This window comes from Microbacterium paraoxydans, assembly GCF_020524545.1.
In the GTDB taxonomy this organism is placed as follows: Bacteria; Actinomycetota; Actinomycetes; order Actinomycetales; family Microbacteriaceae; genus Microbacterium; species Microbacterium paraoxydans_C.
Map to the genome: position 1 here is coordinate 127,698 of NZ_JAIVLG010000006.1, position 19,686 is coordinate 147,383.

Annotated in this window: 16 protein-coding genes; 13 read left to right on the forward strand and 3 right to left on the reverse strand. The window is 70.2% G+C overall.

The window, feature by feature from the left end; genetic code table 11:
- The first annotated feature begins 47 nt into the window (after positions 1-47).
- The 7 genes from LC041_RS13255 (at position 48) to LC041_RS13285 (ending at position 7,461) form a co-directional block, all read left to right on the forward strand.
- The gene (locus tag LC041_RS13255) at positions 48-1,064 is read left to right on the forward strand and encodes a LacI family DNA-binding transcriptional regulator (RefSeq protein ID WP_226533559.1); all 1,017 of its coding nucleotides are present in this window, start codon (positions 48-50) and stop codon (positions 1,062-1,064) included.
- Between the two features lie 44 nt (positions 1,065-1,108).
- Positions 1,109-2,110, forward strand: a complete 1,002-nt coding sequence (locus LC041_RS13260) for a Gfo/Idh/MocA family protein (RefSeq protein ID WP_226533560.1) — start codon at positions 1,109-1,111, stop codon at positions 2,108-2,110.
- 46 nt (positions 2,111-2,156) lie between these two features.
- Positions 2,157-3,188: a Gfo/Idh/MocA family protein gene (locus LC041_RS13265; protein ID WP_226533561.1), complete on the forward strand. Its 1,032-nt coding sequence runs from the start codon at positions 2,157-2,159 to the stop codon at positions 3,186-3,188.
- 15 nt (positions 3,189-3,203) lie between these two features.
- A complete protein-coding gene (locus tag LC041_RS13270; protein ID WP_226533562.1) occupies positions 3,204-4,067 on the forward strand; it encodes a Gfo/Idh/MocA family protein in 864 nt (287 codons plus the stop codon).
- Positions 4,068-4,301: 234 nt separating this feature from the next.
- Positions 4,302-5,579, forward strand: coding sequence for an extracellular solute-binding protein (locus tag LC041_RS13275; protein ID WP_226533563.1), 1,278 nt, complete (start codon positions 4,302-4,304; stop codon positions 5,577-5,579).
- Complete coding sequence (locus tag LC041_RS13280) at positions 5,579-6,559, forward strand: carbohydrate ABC transporter permease (protein ID WP_226533564.1); 981 nt, start codon at positions 5,579-5,581, stop codon at positions 6,557-6,559. Before LC041_RS13275 ends, LC041_RS13280 begins: the two co-directional genes overlap by 1 nt.
- On the forward strand, positions 6,556-7,461 hold the full coding sequence (locus tag LC041_RS13285; protein WP_226533565.1) for a carbohydrate ABC transporter permease: 906 nt from the start codon (positions 6,556-6,558) through the stop codon (positions 7,459-7,461). The genes LC041_RS13280 and LC041_RS13285 overlap by 4 nt, the downstream gene beginning before the upstream one ends.
- 130 nt (positions 7,462-7,591) lie before the next feature.
- Here LC041_RS13285 and LC041_RS17380 read toward each other — a convergent pair whose 3' ends face one another.
- The gene (locus LC041_RS17380; RefSeq protein WP_226533566.1) at positions 7,592-8,944 is read right to left on the reverse strand and encodes a mannitol dehydrogenase family protein; all 1,353 of its coding nucleotides are present in this window, start codon (positions 8,942-8,944) and stop codon (positions 7,592-7,594) included.
- Positions 8,945-8,991: 47 nt separating this feature from the next.
- On the reverse strand, positions 8,992-10,125 hold the full coding sequence (locus tag LC041_RS13295) for a GntR family transcriptional regulator (protein WP_226533567.1): 1,134 nt from the start codon (positions 10,123-10,125) through the stop codon (positions 8,992-8,994).
- A 242-nt stretch (positions 10,126-10,367) separates the two neighbouring features.
- Between LC041_RS13295 and LC041_RS13300 the strand changes: the two genes are divergently transcribed.
- The 3 genes from LC041_RS13300 (at position 10,368) to LC041_RS13310 (ending at position 14,171) form a co-directional block, all read left to right on the forward strand.
- Positions 10,368-12,026 (forward strand): Ig-like domain-containing protein, encoded by a 1,659-nt coding sequence (locus tag LC041_RS13300; protein ID WP_226533568.1) that lies wholly within the window; start codon positions 10,368-10,370, stop codon positions 12,024-12,026.
- A gap of 169 nt (positions 12,027-12,195) precedes the next feature.
- Complete coding sequence (locus LC041_RS13305) at positions 12,196-13,071, forward strand: alpha/beta fold hydrolase (RefSeq protein ID WP_226533569.1); 876 nt, start codon at positions 12,196-12,198, stop codon at positions 13,069-13,071.
- Positions 13,068-14,171, forward strand: a complete 1,104-nt coding sequence (locus tag LC041_RS13310; RefSeq protein WP_226533570.1) for a M20 family metallopeptidase — start codon at positions 13,068-13,070, stop codon at positions 14,169-14,171. Before LC041_RS13305 ends, LC041_RS13310 begins: the two co-directional genes overlap by 4 nt.
- Before the next feature lie 97 nt (positions 14,172-14,268).
- Here the strand turns inward: LC041_RS13310 and LC041_RS13315 are convergent, their stop codons facing one another.
- On the reverse strand, positions 14,269-14,985 hold the full coding sequence (locus LC041_RS13315) for a TetR/AcrR family transcriptional regulator (protein ID WP_226533571.1): 717 nt from the start codon (positions 14,983-14,985) through the stop codon (positions 14,269-14,271).
- Between the two features lie 194 nt (positions 14,986-15,179).
- Here LC041_RS13315 and LC041_RS13320 point away from each other — a divergent pair, with 194 nt between their 5' ends.
- The 3 genes from LC041_RS13320 to LC041_RS13330 all read left to right on the forward strand — a co-directional run bounded on the left by LC041_RS13320 (position 15,180) and on the right by LC041_RS13330 (position 19,649).
- Entirely contained in the window at positions 15,180-15,791 is a 612-nt protein-coding gene (locus tag LC041_RS13320; RefSeq protein WP_226533572.1) for a hypothetical protein, read from the forward strand.
- Positions 15,792-15,984: 193 nt separating this feature from the next.
- Positions 15,985-17,829: an alpha/beta hydrolase family protein gene (locus LC041_RS13325; protein WP_226533573.1), complete on the forward strand. Its 1,845-nt coding sequence runs from the start codon at positions 15,985-15,987 to the stop codon at positions 17,827-17,829.
- A gap of 119 nt (positions 17,830-17,948) precedes the next feature.
- Entirely contained in the window at positions 17,949-19,649 is a 1,701-nt protein-coding gene (locus LC041_RS13330) for an ABC transporter substrate-binding protein (protein ID WP_226533574.1), read from the forward strand.
- Positions 19,650-19,686 lie beyond the last annotated feature (37 nt).

Consider the following 19,686-nt stretch of genomic DNA (forward strand, 5'->3'; position numbering starts at 1 on the left):
GAACGCGATCGCGCGCGGGACGGCGCCCCGGGCTTAGTGTGTGTGTCGTGACCGCCAACAGGAAGACGCCATCCGGATCAGCGACGATCGGCGACATCGCGGGTGTGGCCGGAGTGTCGCGCTCGACGGTGTCGCGCGCGTTCAGTCGGCCCGAACTGCTCAACCCCGAGACGGTCCGGCGGGTCAAGGCCGCGGCCGAAGAGCTCGGCTACGTGGTCAACCATGCTGCCCGTGCTCTCTCGACCGGCCGCTTCGGCAACGTCGCCGTCGTCGTCCCGGACATCGCCAACCCCTTCTTCCCGCCGCTGGTCCGGCGCGTGCAGACGCTGGCTGACGCGGCCGGGTACGCCGTGTTCCTCGGGGACTCCGACGAGATCGCCGACCGGGAGGCGAACCTCACCTCGCGGCTGAGCGCGCAGGTCGAGGGCTTCGTGCTCGCCTCTCCGCGCCTCGACGAGGAACGCATCCGCGAACTCGATGCGGCACGCCCCGTCGTGCTGGTCAACCGCGACATCGAGGGGCTCGCCCGGGTGCTCATCGATCCGAGCGGCGGTCTGGACGAGGCGGTCGCGCACCTGCACCGTCTGGGTCATGAACGCGTGGTCTATCTCTCGGGCCCGCGGGAGTCGTGGTCGGACCAGCAGCGCCGCGCGGCGCTCGCGAAGGCCGCGGAGCGTGCGCGACTCGAGGTGATCGTGCAGGAGCTGGGGCGCCCGAGTTCCGCGGGCGGACGGGACGCGGTCGGGGGCATCCTCGCCTCGGGGGCCACGGCCGTGATCGCGTTCGACGATGTCGTGGCGCAGGGCGTGATGGCGGGACTCGCGCTGCGCGGGGTCGATGTGCCCCGCGACATCAGCGTGATCGGCTGCGATGACACGCTCGCCTCCGGCACTCATCCGGCCCTCACCACGATCTCCGCCGCCTCAGCGGCTGCGGGCGATGCGGCGGCAGAACTGCTGCTGGGAGTGCTCTCCAGCGGCGAGCGCTCGGCTGCTCGCGTGACGATCGCCACGCACCTGGTGGTCCGTGCCACGACGGAGGCCGCGCGACCGAGCACGACCTGACGACCGGTTGACACTGCAACCGGTCGCATGATTCACTGTCGCCCATGCCTCGGATCGCGATCATCGGTGCCGCCCATCCGCACGTCGACTACGTGCTGGACGAGCTGGAGCGCGCAGACCGCGCCGCCTACGAGCTCGTCGGCGTGCAGGACGCCGACCGCGCGACAGCCGAGCACCACGCGGCCCGCTTCGGTGTTCCCGCCTTCGACAGCGCGGCGGAGCTGCTCGCCCTCGGCGTCGACGTCGCGGTGATCGCCGGCGTCTACGGCGACCGGGGAGACGACGTCGTCGCCGCGCTGCACGCCGGGGCGCACGTTCTCGCCGACAAGCCGCTGTGCACCTCGCTCACCGGGCTCGAGCGGATCGAGATGGCTGCCGCAGAGTCCGGCCGCACCGTCAACCTCCTGCTCGAGAAGCGCGGCTACCCGGAGACACTCGCCGCCGAGGCCGTCGTGCGCGCCGGCGAGCTCGGCGACATCGTCGGGATCACCTCCTCCGGTCCGCACAAGCTCAAGCGGGACGAGCGGCCGAGCTGGTTCTTCCAGCGCGAGAGCTACGGCGGCATCCTCGCCGACCTGGCGGTGCACGACCTCGATGCCGCGCTGCTGTTCGCTCCGGCCGCGGCGGGCACCGTCTCCGGGGCGGTCTCGGCCCCGCTCGATGGCGCGGAGGGTTTCGCTCGCTTCGGCGCCGTCACGCTCACGACTTCGACCACCGTGGTCGCCGCCGAGGTGAGCTGGCTGACCCCGCGGGCCTCCGAGGTGCACGGCGACTACCGCCTGCGGCTGATCGGCACGCGTGGCACCGCCGAGCTCTTCTGGGCACGCGGGAGGGTCGAGGTGACGACCGACGAGCGCCCGCTGCGCGTGCTCGAGCTGCCGCCGGGCCGTCGTCCTGCCGAAGAGGCCCTCGATGCCTTCGCTGCGGGCCGGACGCCCGAGGTCGGCACCGTGACCTCCATCCTCGCGGCGCGGCTCGCACTGCTCGCTCAGGCCTCCGCCGACCAGGGCGGTGCGGTGCTCGACTGGGCGCACGCCGTCGACTGATCCTCCCGCCCCCGCCGACTCCCCACCCCTCACGACAGGAGCCACCATGACCGAACCGCTGCGTATCGCCGTCGTCGGCGCGGGGGTGATCGGCGCCGTCCATGCCCGCCTTGTCGCAGCACTCGGAGACGAGGGGCGTCTCGTGGCCGTCGTCGACGTCGACGAGGAGCGCGGGCGCGCGCTCGCCGCCGCCCACGATGTGCCTTTCCATTCCTCGGCCGCAGAGGCCTACCGGGGAGAGCAGATCGACATCGCATCGATCTGCCTGCCCAGCGCCTTCCACGCGGATGCGGTCGTCGAGGCGCTGGAGGCGGGGGTGGACGTGATCGTCGAGAAGCCGATCGACGTGACCCTCGATGCGGCCGACCGTGTCCAGGCTGCGGAGCGCGCCACCGGACGCACCGTCTCGGTCATCAGTCAGCGCCGCTTCCAGCCGGTCGCCTCGTTCATCCGCCGGTCGATCGATCAGGGGGCGCTCGGACGGGTGACCTCGGGTGTCGTCGAGTCGGCGTTCTTCCGGCCGCAGGAGTACTACGAGTCGGGGGACTGGCGGGGGACGGCGTCGATCGACGGCGGCGGTGCGCTCATGAACCAGGGCATCCACGCGCTCGACCTGCTGCTGTGGATGCTCGGCACCCCGGTCTCGGTGAGCGCGAAGACGGGTCGTCTCGCACACGAGGGCATCGAGGTCGAGGACGTCGCCGGCGCCACGATCGAGTTCGAGAGCGGCGCGATCGGCCTGCTGCTGGCGAGCACCGCCGCCTATCCGGGGCTCCCGGTCCGGCTCGCCGTGCACGGGTCCGCGGGCACTGCGGTCATGGAGAACGACGGCCTGTCCTTCTTCTCCTCCGCGACCGCTGCCGAGCCCGCACCCGACACGCTCGTCGAGCATGCCGTGCCGGAGGGGTGGAGCGACGTCGACGTGGCGCATCATCGGCAGTACCTCGACGTCATCGCGGCGATCCGCGACGGGCGTCGTCCGGCGATCACCACCGACGACGGGCGGCGCGCGCTCCAGGTCGTCCTCGCGGTCTACGAGTCGGCGCGCACGGGGCGTCCGGTCGATCTCCACGAGTGAAAGAGGATGAGGAACATGGAAACGAAGAACGTCGCGATCGTCGGCATCGAGAACAGTCATGCCGAGGAGATCATCCGCTACCTCAACGTCGAGCAGCCGTCCGACGTGCCCGTGCGCGTCGTGGCCCTGGTCGCGGGTGAGGACGAGCGCACGCGAGAGCTCGCGAGACTCGGAGGGATCGAGCGCATCGCCGCCGACTCCTCCGAGCTGCTCGGCAGCGTCGACGCCCTGATCGTGACCTCGCGCGACGGCGCGCAGCACCGGGCGCACGCGGTGCCGTTCCTCGAGGCGGGGACCCCCGTGTGGGTCGACAAGCCGCTCGCCGCGAGCATGGCCGATGCGCGGGAGATCCTCGCGGCGGCCGAGCGAGGAGGCACGACGCTCACCTCGTCATCCGCCCTGCGCTGGGTGGCCGACACGGACGCCGTCGCCGAGGAGCTCGTGACGATCGGTGAGCTGCAGGCCGTCACGGTCACCGGCCCGGCGGATGCGGCGAGCCCGTACAGCGGCATCTTCTTCTACGGCATCCACATCGCCGACGTCGCCCAGCGCCTCGTGCCCGGCGAGCCGGAAGACGTCGAGGTGCAGCAGCTGCCCGGCGGCCTCGTCGCGCGGTACCGGGTCGGCGGAGTGCTGGTGACGCTCGAGTTCATCCGTCCGGACGGGGAGGGCCAGGTGCCGTTCCGCGCCACGGCGGTCGGCGGCCACGGCGTCGTCAGTCGCGACATCGTGCTCGGACACGACTACGTGCAACCCGGTGTCGACGCCTTCGCGCGCATGCTCGCGACCGGGGCGCGCCCGATCCCCGACGCCCAGCTCCTCGCACCGATCGCGGTGCTGGAGCAGGTCGCCACAGCGGGAGCGCCGCTGCCAGCCTGACCCGTGCAACGCAGTGCACACTCCCCCCTCGCATCGGGCAGCATCGAGGTGCGCCCGGTGCGGGACCGAGGTCCCAAAGCCCGGAAATACAACAGAAACACAACCGTTACACCCTATTCAATGAAGAAGCCCTTGTAATGCAACCGATTGCACGTTAGCGTGAGAAACGGTTGAACCACCCGTTCATCGGGCACCCTCTCGGTGCCCGTCGAGGAAGACCATGGAGGAACGAGAATGGCAAGACGCACCCTGATCGCGGCAGCCGCTTCACTGGCCGCAGTGCTGGCCGTCACCGGTTGCAGCTCCGGCAGCGGCGACGGTGACGGCGAGGCCGAGAGCGGAGACCTCCGCGTGTGGCTGATGCAGGACTCGGTGTCCGAAGACGCGGTCGCGTGGCTCGAAGACGAGTTCGCGGCACAGAACCCGGGTTCCACCCTGACCGTCGAGATGCAGCCGTGGGACGACATCGTGTCGCGCTTGCAGACTTCGCTCGCCAGCGCCTCCGAGACCCCGGACATCGTCGAGATCGGCAACACGAAGACCGCGACGTTCGCCAATGTCGGCGCTCTCGCGGACATCTCCGACCTGTATGACGAGGTCGGCGGAGACGACCTGATCCCCAGCTTCGTCGAGCAGGCGACGCTCGACGGCAAGACCTACGCCTACCCCCTCTACGCCGGCACGAGCGTGGTGTTCTACCGCACCGACCTGCTCGAGAAGGCGGGGATCGAGGCGCCCGAGACGCTGGACGACCTCGTCGCCGCCGCCGCGACGGTGCAGCAGGCGAACCCGGACGGGGTCGACGGTTTCAAGGGGATCTACTTCCCCGTCGTCGACGTGCACGGGCTGGAAGGCTGGCTGTTCTCGCACGGCGCGAACTACGCGATCGAGAGCGACGGCGCCTGGAAGAGCGGACTCGACACCCCGGAGGCGAAGGCCGCGCTCGCCCAGATGCAGAGCATCTGGCAGACCTCGGCCCTGGGCGCCCTCGACGCCAAGGAGACAGCGGGCAACCCCTGGGTGCCGTACAACAACGGCGAGGTCGCGATGTTCTCCTACCGCGTGTTCGCACAGGACAGCATCGATCCCGAACTCGCCGACGTGACCGGCGTCATGGCGCTCCCGCCCGTGGAGGCCGGCGGCGAGAGCCACCAGTTCCTCGGCGGCTCGAACGTGGGGATCGCCGCGAACTCCTCGCAGCAGGGACTCGCGAAGAAGGCGATGAAGCTCATCCTCAGCGAGGACTTCATGAGCCAGCTCGCCGAGGACTCCGGCTGGGTTCCCGGCAACACCCAGTACGCCTCGTCCATCCCCGACGGCATCGTCGACGCCGAGTTGCAGCAGCAGATCGCCGAGACGAGCGCCCTCACCCCGGCAGCCCCCAACTGGGCGATCGTCGAGGGCAACAACATCCCCGTCGATCTGTACTCGGCGATCGCCAAGGGCGAGGACATCGACGACGTGGTCGCCCGCATCGGCGCGAAGATCGAAGAAACCCTCAACGCGGACTGATGATGGCCACCCCCGTGATCGACGTCGAGGCCGCACCCGAGGCGCCCCCGCAGCAGTCCGCTCCCCGCGCGCGCGTACGCCGCGCGCGGGGAGCGCTGCTCCCGTACCTTCTGATCACCCCGCTGATCGCCGCGGTGCTGATCGCGCTGGGGTGGCCGCTGCTGCAGCAGTTCCTGATGTCGCTGCAGAAGTTCGGACTGGCGCAGCAATTCGGCGCCGAACCGGAATGGGTGGGCCTCGCCAACTACGGCAAGATCCTCACCGATCCCAACATGTGGGTCGTGTTCTTCCGCTCCGTGGTGTTCTGCGCCGTGTGTGCGTCGCTGTCGATGGTCATCGGGATGCTGATCGCCCTCTTGCTGACGAAGGTGAGCAGCTGGGCGCGCATCGCCCTGCAGATCACCCTGCTGCTTGTGTGGGCGACACCCGCGCTGGTGACGATGGTCATCTGGCAGTGGCTGTTCGACGCCCGCTACGGGCTGGTGAACTGGATCCTCGCGCGCATCGGCTTCCCCGACATGGCCGGCTACCCGTGGACGTCCACCCCGATGGGCGTGTTCACGATCGCCGCGATCACCGTGATCTGGGGCAGCCTCCCCCTGATCGTGTTCATGATCTACTCCGCCCTGACCCAGGTGCCCGCGGAGGTGCTCGAGGCCGCGGAACTCGACGGCGCGGGGCCGTGGGCGCGTTTCCGCAACGTCACGCTGCCCCTCATCACCCCCGCCGTGATGATCGTCGGACTCCTGCAGATCGTGTGGGACCTGCGCGTCTTCACGCAGATCTACGTGCTCCAGCAGGCCGGCGTGTCGATCGAGGAGACCAACCTCCTCGGCACCTACATCTACCGGATCGGCATCGGCCAGGGGGAGTACGGCGATGCGTCCGCGCTCGCGACGGTCGTGCTCATCCTCACCCTGCTGCTCACCTGGAAGTACATCGCCAAGATGTTCGCCCAGCAGAAGGAGGTCTCGGAATGAGCGCCCCGACCATGACCCGAACCACCGACATCCCCGCCGTCGTGCCTCCGCGCTCGCGCCGGACGATCGGCAGTCGCAACGACGCCCGACGCCGTACGTGGAACGGCGTCGCCGTCGCGGCCGCGTTCCTGCTCGTCTTCCCGATCTACTGGATGGTCAACACCGCCCTGTCGGAGAACGAGGAGCTCTTCTCGCGCACACCGCGATTCTTCCCCTTCCCGCTCAGTTTCGACAGTTTCGCGGGGATCCTGGCCGATGGCGGGTTCTGGTCGGCCCTCGGTATGAGCGCGGCGGTGACCGCGGTCGTGGTCGTCGTCGCCGTGCTGTTCGGGTTCTTCGCGGCCATCGCCGTCAGCCGCTTCCGGTTCAAGGGCGGCGGGGTGATCATCCTGCTCGTCCTGATCGTGCAGATGATCCCGACCGAGGCGCTGTTCATCTCTCAGTTCCGCATGCTCGACGGCTGGCACCTGCTCAACACGGTCGGGGGCCTGTCGCTGCTGTACATCGGCACCGTCGTGCCTTTCACAGTGTGGCTGCTGCGCGGTTTCATCCACGGTATCCCGGCCGACCTCGAAGAGGCCGCGATGGTCGACGGCTGCAGCCGGTTCGGAGCGTTCATGCGGGTCACCCTGCCGCTGCTCGGGCCAGGCATCGTCACGGCATCCGTCTTCGCGTTCCTGCAGGCGTGGAACGAGTACACCCTGGCGCTCGTCGTGATGACCAAGCCCGGCAACGCCACCCTGCCCCTGTGGCTGCAGACGTTCAGCAGCGAGCTGTCGGCGACCGACTGGGCAGGCATCATGGCCGGTGCCACGCTCATCTCGGTGCCCGTCGTGATCCTGTTCCTCATCGTGCAGGGTCGTCTCGGCGCAGGCATGATGGCCGGAGCCGTCAAGGGCTGACCCCCCGTCCCCCCCCGTCCCCCCGTCCCCGCCCCCTCCCGCGGTGCGGGATCAGAAACGGTCCTCCGGAAGCGTTCGGAGGACCGTTTTCGATCCCGCAGTTTCGATCCGGCGGCTTCCGGCGGCGGTGTCAGGCGACCGCGGCGAGGTCGGGGGCGAGGAGCTCGATCAGTGCGAGGCGCGGGTCGGATGCGCGGGCGCGCCGGGTCAGCTCGGCGGACGCGACGTCATCGAGGGTGCGTCCGGCGCGGGTCTCGGCGACGACGAAGCGCGCCCACGCGTCGACGAGCGCCCGTGCGGCCGTGTCGTCATGGCCCTCCTCCCGCGCGCGCCGGAGCGGATCGACCGCGCGTGCGCGCAGTTTCACGCTGCCGTCGCTCGCGATCTGTCGCAGTCGGTGGGCGATGGCCGGATTCGAGAACCGTTCCATGAGCGCGTCGCGGTAGCCGGGGAGGTCGAGAGCGGGCCCCGCGGGCGCCAGGAGAGCCTCGTCCAGGTCCCACAGCTCCCGCACGCGGGCGGCGCAGGCGGGGTCGGCGATCGCTTCGGCGACGGTCTCGTGACCGCGCAGGAGTCCCTCGTAGGCGAGCGAGGAGTGCGCGCCGTTCAGCAGCCAGAGCTTCCGGCGCTCGAACGGGCGGATGTCGGAGACGAACGCCGCACCGGCATCCTCCCAGCGCGGGCGTTCCCCACGGACCTGCCCGGAGAGGATCCAGCTGTGGAAGGGCTCGGTGACCACGAGGGCCTCATCGCGGACCCCCGTGCGCGCCGCCGCCGCGTCGATCTCCTCCGCCGTGGTGCGCGGGGTGATGCGGTCGACCGAGGTGCTCACGACATCGACCTGCGCCTCGAGCCAGTCGCCGAGCGCGGGGGAGACGGTGTTCGCGAGGTCGCGCAGGACGGTGCGCAGCGCGGTGCCGTTGTCGTCGATGTTGTCGCAGGGGATCAGTGCGATGGTCGCGTCGGGCAGGGCGCGGCGTCGCGCCTCGAGCCCCCACAGGAGCCGCCCGGGCATGGTCGCGAGCGCACCCGGTGCCACGATCGGCGCGTCCGCGGTGAATGCGGCGGCCAGCACACTCCGGTCGGAGGAGACCTCCGGGTCGTCGAGGTCGAGCCCGCCGCCGGCCGCTCGGCGGTAGCCCTTCTCGGTGACCGTCAGGGTGACCACCGTCACCTCGGCACGGGCGAGGTAGTCGCACAGGGCTTCGGTGTCGGCGCCGTCGTGCGCGGCGACGATGCTCTCGATGGTCTCGGTGGTGTTCTCTGCGCTGCCGCGGGTGACCAGCGTGTACACGCAGTCCTGCCGGTCGAGTGCCGTGGCCGCGGCGGGTGAGCGGCCCGTGAACGCGGCGATCCCCCACTCGTGTCCGGGGTCGGCGTGTGCGGTGTACCAGGCCTGGTGCGCGCGGTGGAATGCGCCGAGGCCGAGGTGCACGATGCGCACGGGGGCGCGGGGGGAGCGGCGGCTCGGGGTGTCGGGCACGGGTCACCTCTGGTGTGCGGGGGCCGGATGCGTCCCTGCATCCCAATCTATGATGCGACCGGTGACAATGCAAGCGATTGCACTGCGCCGCTTCCTGAGGGGCTTCCTGCGGGCGCCGTCGAGGCGCGGGTGCGCACGGTCGGCTGCACCATCATCCGCACGGGTGCGCCACCGTCTGAGCGGGCGATCCGCCGCAGCAGCGTGGATGCGGCCAGGCGCCCGATCTCCCGCTTCGGCGGCGACACGGCGGTCAGCGGCACCACGGCATCCGCTGCCTCCTCGTCGTCGTAGGCCACCAGCGCGACGTCGTCGGGAACGCTGAGCCCCGTGCGCTGCAGGTGGGGAAGCAAGGCGGCGGCCTCGCGATCGCCGAGGCAGACCACCCCGTCCAGGCGCAGCGTGCGCGCCGTCTCGGCGTAGTCGGCGAGTGATGACGGCGACCACTCGTCGCGCCGCACGGATGCCAGCGGGAGGTCTGCGACGGCGAGGTCGTCGACGGCGCGGCAGAACCCCCGCCAGGCCGCGTCGGCCGTCGCGGTGTCTCGGCGTCCGAGGAAGCCGATGCGCCGCCGCCCCTGCCCGACCAGGTGGCGCACGGCCGCATAGCCGCCCGCCACCACGTCGGTGCACACGGCGGAGAGACGGTCGTCGGGCGGGGAGTCGCGGGGCAGTCGCTCCATCAGCACGACCGGCACCGGAAGCGCGCGCAGCAGGTCGAGCCGTGCGGAGGGGTCGGCCAGGTGCAGGGTGGGCGTGATGAGCAGGCCCGTGCAGCCGGCGGTCAGCAGCGTGCGGATGTGGCGGACCTCGAGGGCGTCGTCGTACTCGCTGGACTCCACCCGCAGCGCCGCACCCGCTGCCTCGGCGACCTCGGTGATGCCGCCGACGACCGACGGGAAGTAGTACGCACGCGACGGCACGATCACTCCGATGACCGCCCGCGCGCGCCGGTCCTGCGCGGAGAGGTACGTGCCCGAGCCCTGGCGGCGCACCACGATGCCCTCCGCGACCAGCAGCCCGATCGCACGGCGGACCGTGTTCACCCCGACCGCATGGGCCGCCGCCAGCGCGGTCTCGGGCGGCAGGCGCTCGCCGGTCGACCACTCGCCGGCTCTGATGCGCTCGCGGAGCTGTTGCGCCAGGCTCACGAACAGCGGCTGCGTGTTGGGAAAAGCTCCCATGTCGCCCTCCTCGGCCGTGGATGCCCCGCGCTCTCCAATGCAACCGTATTCATTGCGGCATGCCCAGGCAAGGATCTGCCGCTCTCCGTGCGGCGCGTGCACCGTGCGCAGAGGCCGGGCCCTGCCCGAGTCCTTCCTCGATTCCTTCCCCCTGCTCAGCGGATCGTTGACCCTCGCCGGGTCCCGGGTCACGGTGGCAGTCACGACGCCTCCGCACTCGGCGGAGCGGAAGGGAGACACCGATGAGACGCACACGCTGGTTCTCGGCGCTGGTCGCCGCGAGCCTTCTCGCCGCAGGCGCGGTCGCCGCGGGCGCGCCCGCGCCCGCGCAGGCCGTCACGACCGAGCTCACCATCACGTCGCCGGTCGACGGCGACACCGTGAGCGGTTCGACGCTCACGGTCGAGGGCACGTTCGCGAACACGTCCGAGCTGGTTCTGGTGGTGGGCGCGCAGGAGCTCGTCCCGATCCCGGTCACCGGCACGCAGGGCTCCTGGACGGTCGACATCGACATCGCCGACGTCGACGGGCGGCTCGACCTCGCCGTCCGGGCGCGCGACCTCACCACGCTCTACACGACGTGGTCGGAGTTCCTCGCCGTCGAGGTCGACAACCCGGCAGCCTCCCGACCGGTCGTCACCATCACCTCGCCGTCCGAGGGGGCGTACGCGGGGACGACTCTCGACGTCGAGGTCGACGTCGCCTCGGACCGTGCGCTCGACGCCGTCGAGGTGCGGCTGAACGGCGGGGCGTGGCAGAGCGCGACGGCGCAGGGCGGATGCGCCTATGCGGCATCCTTCCCGGTCACCGGCTCCGGATTCGCGAGCATCGAGGCGCGGGCGACGGACTCCTCCGGCCACACCGCGGACTCCTCGACGACCTACGTCGCGCTCGGCGGCGCCACCCCCGCACCGCCGGTCGTCTACCACCAGGACCGGGCGATGTGGATCTGGGAGCGCGCCTCCTACGAGGCGGTCTTCGACGAGGATGCGCGTGATCGGCTCGGCACCGTGATGGACGACACCGCGACCTTCGGGTCCGACCCCGTCCGCACCATCTACCTCGGCGTCGACGCGTACGGCTCCACGGACATGCTGCGTGACTCGCGAGCCGAGGTCGCGGCGTTCGTGGAGTGGGCGCGGGGGCGCGGATACCACGTGCAGGCGACGGTCGCGGGAGGCACTCGCCCGCCGTACCTCGGTGCGCTGGAGCAGTTCGAGCACTTCGCGGTCGACGAGTTCGAGAAGGTGCTCGACTACAACCTGGCCGTGCCGGCGGCCGCGCGCTTCGACGGCATCAACGTCGACATCGAGCCCTACATCCTCAGTGCCTGGAAGGAGGCGGGGAACGGCGGCCTCCCGAACCGGTGGCTCGAGATCCTCGACACGCTGATCGAGCGCCGCGACGCCTCGGGGCTCCCGGTGCTCGTCGGTCCCGCCATCCCGCGCTGGCTGGACTCGTCGACCTGCTGCACGTCGATCACCTGGAACGGGCAGACCAAGGCGCTCAGCGATCACATCCAGGACATGACCGACTACATCGCGATCATGGACTACCGCGACACGGCTGAGGGAAGCGCGGGGATCATCGCCCAGGCGCAGCACGAGATCGACTACGCGAATCAGATCGGCAAGCCGGACTCGGTCGTGGTCGGCATCGAGACCAAAGACCTCTCCGGTACGGGTGACCCCGAGACGGTGACGTTCTGGGAGGAGGGGCGAACCTACCTCGAGGGCGAGCTCGACAAGACGTACGCGGCGTTCGATGGCGACGCGTCGTTCGGGGGCATCGCCATGCACCACTACGACGACCTGCTGATGCTGCCCTCGGCGTGGGACGACACCCCGCCGGTCTACTATCCCGTCCCGGGTGCCGGTCCGGGTGGCCCCGCGCTGCCCTGATTCCGCTCCATTCCCCGCTCCCGTCGCACTTTCGCGCGTCGATCGATCCGATCGCGCGGGAAAGCGCGACGGGAGCTGGCGCTTTTCCTGGTCAGCGGTATAGTCAACGGGAATGACTTGATGAGTGAACCCGCACGCGGACCGCGCGCGAGACCGGAACGAGTGAGCGATGATGACACCTTCGGCCCCCACGACGACGACCTTGGACTGCGACGGCATCGGGATCGCCGCCGAGATACGCGGCTCGGGGCCCGCGGTGCTGCTGCTGCACGGCTATCCGGAGACCAGGGCCATGTGGGAGGCCGTCGCCGCCGTGCTGGCCGAGACCCGCACGGTCGTGGCAGCGGACCTGCGCGGCTACGGGGACTCCGCCAAACCCCGGGGTGATCACTACGCCAAACGGGACATGGCTCGCGACCAGGTGGCGCTCATGCGCCGGCTCGGTCACGAAAGTTTCGCGGTCGTCGGACACGACCGCGGCGGACGCGTCGGGCACCGCCTGGCGCTCGACCATCCGGAGGCCGTGACCGCGCTCGCGGTGCTCGACATCGTGCCGACGCTCCACATGTTCGAGCATGTCGATCGGGAGATGGCGACGGCCTACTTCCACTGGTTCTTCCTGGCGCGGGGTGACGGGATGCCCGAGGCGCTGATCTCGTCCGCGCGGGACACGTGGCTGCGCAGCCGCTTCACCGGACGGCGCCACGACGGCGACCGTCTCCCGGATGCGTACGACGAGTATCTGCGCTGCTTCGACGAGGACACGGTGCACGCGTCCTGCGCCGACTACCGGGCCGCGGCGACGGTCGACCTGGAGCACGACCGCGCCGACCGCGACGCAGGTCGCGCACTCGACATCCCGGTGCTCGCGCTGTGGGGCGCGCACAGCTATGTGGGGCGGAGCTTCGACGTGCTCGAGACCTGGAGGCCATACGCCCCCGGCATCGTGGGAGCCGCGATCGAGGCGGACCACTACCTCGCGGAAGAGGCGCCGGAGACCACGGCCGTCGCGCTGGACTCCTTCCTCGCGGACGTGGCCGCATGAGCCCGCACGAGCAGGCCGTCGCCCGTCTCGACGCGCTCGTGTCGATCGAGACCCCGACCGGAGATGCCGCGGGGCTCTCCGCCGCGCAGGACCTGGTGCGTACGTGGCTCGATCCCGTGCTCGGTGCCGGTGTCGTCGAGACCGTCGAGGGCGTCGATCACCTGCTGTGGCGGGGTGGACCGGCGCCGCGCGTCCTGCTGCTCGGGCACCTCGACACCGTGTTCCCCGCCGGTACGCTCGCCTCGCGACCGTTCCGTCTCGACGGAGACCGCGCGACCGGCCCGGGGGTCTTCGACATGAAGGCGGGCATCGTCATCATGGCAGCGGTCCTCGAACGGGTCGCTCGTCCAGATGAGGTCGCGGTGCTGCTCACCAGCGACGAGGAGACGGGGTCGCTGACCTCGCGTCCGCTCATCGAACGTGAAGCGGCCCGGGCCGGCACGGTGCTGGTGCTGGAGCCGAGTCTCGACGGCGCACTGAAGATCGCCCGTCGCGGCGGCAGCATCTACCGTGTCGAGCTCACCGGGCGGGCGGCGCATGCGGGCCTGGAGCCGTGGAAGGGGCGCAGTGCTCTCATCGAACTGGCGCACCACGTTCTCTCGCTCCCGGCGCTCGCCGATGACGAGCGCGGCACCACGGTCAGCCCCACGGTCGCCCAGGCGGGAACCGCGACGAACGTCATCCCCGAGCACGCGGAAGTGCGCGTCGACGTCCGCGCCTGGACTCTCGACGAGCTGGAGCGGGTGGATGCCGCCATGCAGCGCCTCGACCCGCACACCGAGGGGGTGGGGGTCGAGGTCATCGGCGGCATCAACCGTCCTCCGATGGAGGAGAGCTCATCGGAGGAACTGCTGGCCTGCGCACGGCTCGTCGCCGAACGGCTCGGTCATCCGGAGGTCGAGGCGGTGTCGGCCGGGGGTGCGTCCGACGGCAACTTCACCGCCGCCGTCGGGGCTCGCACCCTCGATGGTCTCGGACCCCGCGGTGCCGGGGCGCATGCCGACCACGAGTGGGTCTCGGTCGACTCCATGATCGAGCGGATCGATCTGCTCACGGGCATGCTCGACGAGCTGTCATCCGTCGAGACCCGCGCGCTCTGAAGGAGGTCTCACGTTCTGAAGGAGCCCATGCCCAGAGCGCTCTTTCACAACGCGCGTTCTCCTTCAGGGCGTGCGCGGGGGATGGCGCACGAGCACGTCAGGACGTGGGGGCGTGGCGCTCGATGCTCTCGAGCAGCAGGTCGAGCGCGGTCTCCCAGGCTCGCGGGTCGCGCACCGCGGGGAGGGTGTCTCCGGCCCAGGTGATCGCGGGGAACTCCGCAGGGTCGAGTCGACGGAAGTCCATCTGCCAGGTCAGCTCATCGGAGTCCTGGACCTCGGTGGGGAGGGCGGTCAAGGCGGCCTGGATGCTGGACGCCGAGCGGATCAGCTGGCCCAGCGCGCGGGCATACAGTGCGGCCTGCTCGCGGTCGTATCCGCCGCGGCGCAGAGCCCCTATCGAGAACTCCATCGATGAGAAGTCGGTCGGGCGGCGCAGCGCCATCTGCAACGCGAACTCCGGATAGCGCATGTAGTGGTCATGGATCAGGTGCGCCTGCCGACGCAGGTCGTCGAGCCAGTCGTCGGTCGCCACCAGGCCGCCGCTGTAGGAGCGGGCGCGGAGGGTGTCGATCAGGGCGAGAAGAAGCTCGTCCTTGTCGCGGAAGTGCCGGTAGATCGAGGTCGGGTGGGCGCCGAGCTCCTCGCCAATCGCCTGGAAGGTGAGACGGTCGAGGCCGTCCCGCTCCACCACGCGGTCGGCGGCGGCGACGATGATGTCGCGGCTGAGGGAATCGCGGGCGCGTCGGGGGCGGGGGGTCGAGCTCGTGGCGCGTGTCGGCGTCTTCGCCGGTTCCGCGGCCTTCCGTGTCGGCATCGGGAGCACTCCGTTCGTCGTCGCGTATGGTCACGCAGAGATCACGGTACCCCACGCCTGTCACGGAGTCTGTCAGCGGCATCGACAACAAGGATTCGGACGCCGCGTCACTTCTCGCACGCCTTCGACTCCTTCTCCGTGATCGTCGCAGTGCGCGGAGAGGCCGCGCCGACGCCTGGACAGGGGAGATAGTCATGGAGAAAAGCACGGAGGCACGTGCGCTGCCGGAATCGTCGGTGAGTCGCCGCACCGTCGTGGTCGGCGCCGCGTGGTCGGTTCCGGTGATCGCGGCGGCCATCGCGGCACCGCTCGCCGCGGCGAGTGCGCCGGAGCCGCTGGCGGCGCCGGGCGGCGGTCTGTCGGAGTGGCAGGGCGGCACGTCGGTGGGCACGTGGACGGTGTCGCAGCCGCATCGTGTGCAGGTGAACGTCGGACAGAACATCGGTTTCACGGTGCTCGACCCCGACACGGGTGACATCGCCGCCGACGGACGCTTCACCTCGGGGGTGGTCACGGTCACGGTGCAGTGGGGCGCGGGCAACGGGGTGTCGACACCGACCAGCTATCGCCCGGAGGAGCGCAACCTCAACGGCTGGACGCGCGTCGGGGCTCTTCCGGAGCCGGGAGAGACCGGGTCGGTCGAGTACGTCTACACCGGCATCCTCAACGGCGCGGCGAACCTGGTGCCGCTGCCCGTGCTGTGGCTGTACCCGACCGCGGGTGGCTCGCTCACCCCGACCTACGTGAACACCGCGCTGTCGGCGGTGCACCTGAGCGAGAAGACGTCGGGCGCGCGCGTTCCCTGATCGCAGGATCACGCACGCACTCACTCACTCACGCGCCGCGCGCCGCGCGCCGCGCGCCGCGCGCCGTTCGCCGAGTGCCGGCATCCAGAGGCTCCCCGCTCCTCGCGGGGAGCCTCTCTTGTCGGGATCCCTTTCACGACCTGCATAGCCAGTGTTATAGTCAACGTCATTGACCAGGTGAGAGGGAGCAAGGATGCTGCAGAGCCGGGAAGAGTCGACGACGGATGCGGTCGAGGCGCGCTTCGCCGTTCCGTACCTCATGACCGTTCGCCCCGCCGCGGGCGCACACGACCTCGCCCTGGTCGTCGAGGATCATCCGGACGGCGCTCGCGGACGCCTCTGGCGCGCTCCGGACGCTCCGGGCGAGATGCTTCCCTTCGAGGTCAGCACGGGCGCGATCGTCACGAACGACGGGCGCTGGGTCATCGATCTCGACGACGGGGGCGGCTCCGAGGTCGGAACGCTCGTCGCCACCTCGCCCGACGGCCGCGAACGCGTCGCTCTGACGCCCGGCCGGGACCCCTACGTCCTGCGCGGCCTGAAGATGTCGCACGACGGCTCCGCCCTGGTGGCCACGCTCGTGGACGAGGACGGCTTCCACGTGGTGGTGATCCCGGCGGCGCCCTGGGGCGAGCCGCGGGTCGTGTACTCCCACCCGGTCGAGGCCTGGTTCGGTCTGCCGTCGTGCGACGCCTCGCTGGTCTCGATCGACACGACCGCCCACAACCCCGGCATCCGTCGTCCGCTGATCACGGTGGTCGACGTCGCGAGCGGCGCCTCGGTCGGCACCCTCGACGATCTGCCGGCCGGACCCGTTCGCGCCGTCTGCTTCTCGTCGGAGCGGGGAGATGACCGTCTGCTCCTCAACACCGAGCGCAGCGGCTTCTCGCGACCGGCGATCTGGCACGTCCGCACGGGCGAGCGATACGACTTCGACCTGCCCGATCTCGCCGGAGAGGTCATCGCCCTCGACTGGAATGCCGCGGAGGGGCGCGTCCTCGCCCTCCACGTCGACGGTGGCATCCATCGGCTGCTCGAACTCGATGAGACCGACGGCTCGATGCGGACGGTCCTCGAGGGGGGAAGCTTCGCGGAGCCCGACGTCGCGAGTCTGCATCCCTACTACTGGACGTCGTACTACGCGCCCGGTGGCGCGATCCGGGCGCTGCGTTCGAGCTGGGACGTGCCGTTGCAGGTGACCGAGGTCGCCGACGACGGTCGCGAGTCGACGCTCATCGCTCCCGCGGAGGTCCCACCAGGGCAGCCGCTCACGTCCACCCTCGTCACGAGCGCCGACGGCACCGCGGTGCAGCTGTGGTCTGGGCGCCCTGCGGGGCGTGCGCCGCTGGGCACCGTGCTCGAGATCCACGGCGGACCGAACCTGGTCGCCGTGGATCACTACAATCCCTCCGCCCAGGCGTGGCTGGATGCCGGCTTCGCCTACGCGTCGCTGAACTACCGCGGCTCGGTGACCTTCGGGCGAGCCTTCCGTGAGGGGTTCTGGAACGCCGGAGGCGACCGGGAGATCGAGGATGTCGCTGCGGCGGTCGACTGGCTGCGCGCGCAGGGCCTCGCCGATCCGGCCTCCACCTTCATCACCGGAGCGTCGTACGGCGGGCACATGACCCTGCTCAGTGTCGGACGTCTCCCCGAGCTGTTCGCGGGTGGCTTCGCCCACGTGGCGGTCGCCGACTGGTCGGTGACGATCGAGGCCATGAATCCCGCGGTGCGCACGGTGTGGAGCTCGTGGGTCCCGCCTGAGCTCGTCGAGCGCTTCTCCGCCATCACCTATCTCGACGACGTCACGGCATCGGTCTGGATCAATCAGGGCTCCGTCGACACCCGCACCCCGGTCGTCGGCGTGCAGGGCTACGTCGACCGTCTGCGTGCGCGCGGCGGTGACGTCGTGCTCGAGATCTTCGAGGGCGGTCATGAGCCGACGGGCCTGGAGGGGGCCGCCCGCGATCAGCGCCGCATGCACGAACTCGCTCTGCGGACCCTCGCCGGCGAACGCTGGGACGACGAATCTCGCCACTAGTCACGAACATTGACTAAAAGGCTTGCTATCTCTTCCCGTCAGTTCTAGAGTCGGACCATTACCCGCACGACAGCACGTTCGCACTGTCCCTCAGTCGCACGATCACTGGAGATCCGTCCATGTCGAAATCACCGCTCCGCACCGCTGTACCCGCCTCCCGCCGCATCCTCGTCGCTGCGCTGACCGTCACCGCGCTGGTCGGCTCACTCGCCGCCTGCGCGCCGTCGTCGGCGACGCCCGAACCCAGCGAGGTCGCCGTCGTCGACGGCGGCGAGCTCGTGATCGGCGCCGAACAGGAACCCGACTGCACCGATTGGATCGCCACGTGCGCGGGGTCGATCTGGGGCACCTACGTCATGCAGGTGCCGACCATGCCCGCCGTCTTCCAGACCCGCCAGGTCGATGAGGAATGGGTGCCCGTCCCGTCCGACCTCGTCACCGAGGAGCCGGTCGCCGAGGTCGCTGCCGACGGCACGCAGACCATCACCTACTCGATCAACCCCGACGCGGTGTGGTCGGACGGCGAGCCCATCACCTCGGCCGACTTCGCCTACACCGCGCTGCAGATCCGCGATGGCGACGACATCTTCGACAAGACCGGCTACGACCGCATCACCGCCGTCGACTCGAGCGATCCGCAGACCGCGGTCGTCACGCTCGGCTCCGCGTATGCCGGATGGCGCACGCTGTTCAGCGTCTACGGCATCATGCCGTCGCACCTGCTCGAAGGGCAGGACCGCGCCGCGCTCATGACCGACGGCTACGACTTCAGCGGCGGCCCGTGGAAGATCGAGAAGTGGACCCGCGGAACCTCGGTCACCCTCGTGCCCAACGAGAACTACTGGGGTGAGAAGCCGCACCTCGACAAGGTCACGTTCCTGTTCCTGCCCGACACGACTGCGGCCTTCCAGGCGCTCAAGAGCGGCCAGGTCAGCGCGCTCTACCCGTCGCCGCAGCTCGACGCGCTCACGCAGATCGAGGCCGGGCTGCCCGGCATCCGCTCCCAGGTCGACGCGCGCAGCGGGAACCTCGAGGCGATCTGGCTGAACAACGCCGCCGCCCCCTTCGACTCGGTCGCGGTGCGGCAGGCGCTCGCGTACTCGATCGACCGCGACGCGATCGTGAAGCGCCTGTTCGGCAGCCTCGGCATCGAGGAAGCGCAGCAGAGCTTCAACTCCCCGATGGTCGCGCCCTTCGCCGCCGACGACTTCTCGCGGTACACGCTCGACCTCGACAAGGTCGACGAGCTGATGGAGGGCGACGGCTGGTCCAAGAACTCCGACGACGTGTGGGCGAAGGATGGCGAGACGGCGACCTTCGCGGTCAAGACCCTCGCCGGCAACAAGCGCCGCGACCTCACCGTGCAGGTGCTGCAGTCGCAGCTCGCCGAGGCCGGGTTCGAGATGACGATCGACCAGGTGACTCCCGCCGATCTGTTCGGGACGACCGCGCCGCAGGGAGATTTCCAGGCAGGGCTCTGGGCCCTCGTCGACACGTTCCCGGACCCCACGCTCAGCTCGACGTTCTCCTCGGTCAACATCCCGAGCGAGGCGAACGGCTTCTCCGGCATCAACTTCTACCGCGTGGACATCCCCGGGCTGGACGACCTGCTCGGCCAGGTCGACAGCGAGATCGACACGGATGCCCGCATCGCGGCGTCGCACGAGGGCGATGCCCTGATCGCCGAGAACGTGCCCTCGCTGCCGCTGGACACGGTGCCGAACGTGCTGCTGTGGAGCGACACCGTCGGCGGCCCCCTGCAGATCAACCCGGTCGAGGGACCGTTCTGGAACCTCGCCGAATGGGGTCTGGCCGGCTGACGCCGACCGGGCTCGACGACCAGGACAGAGACGGGGC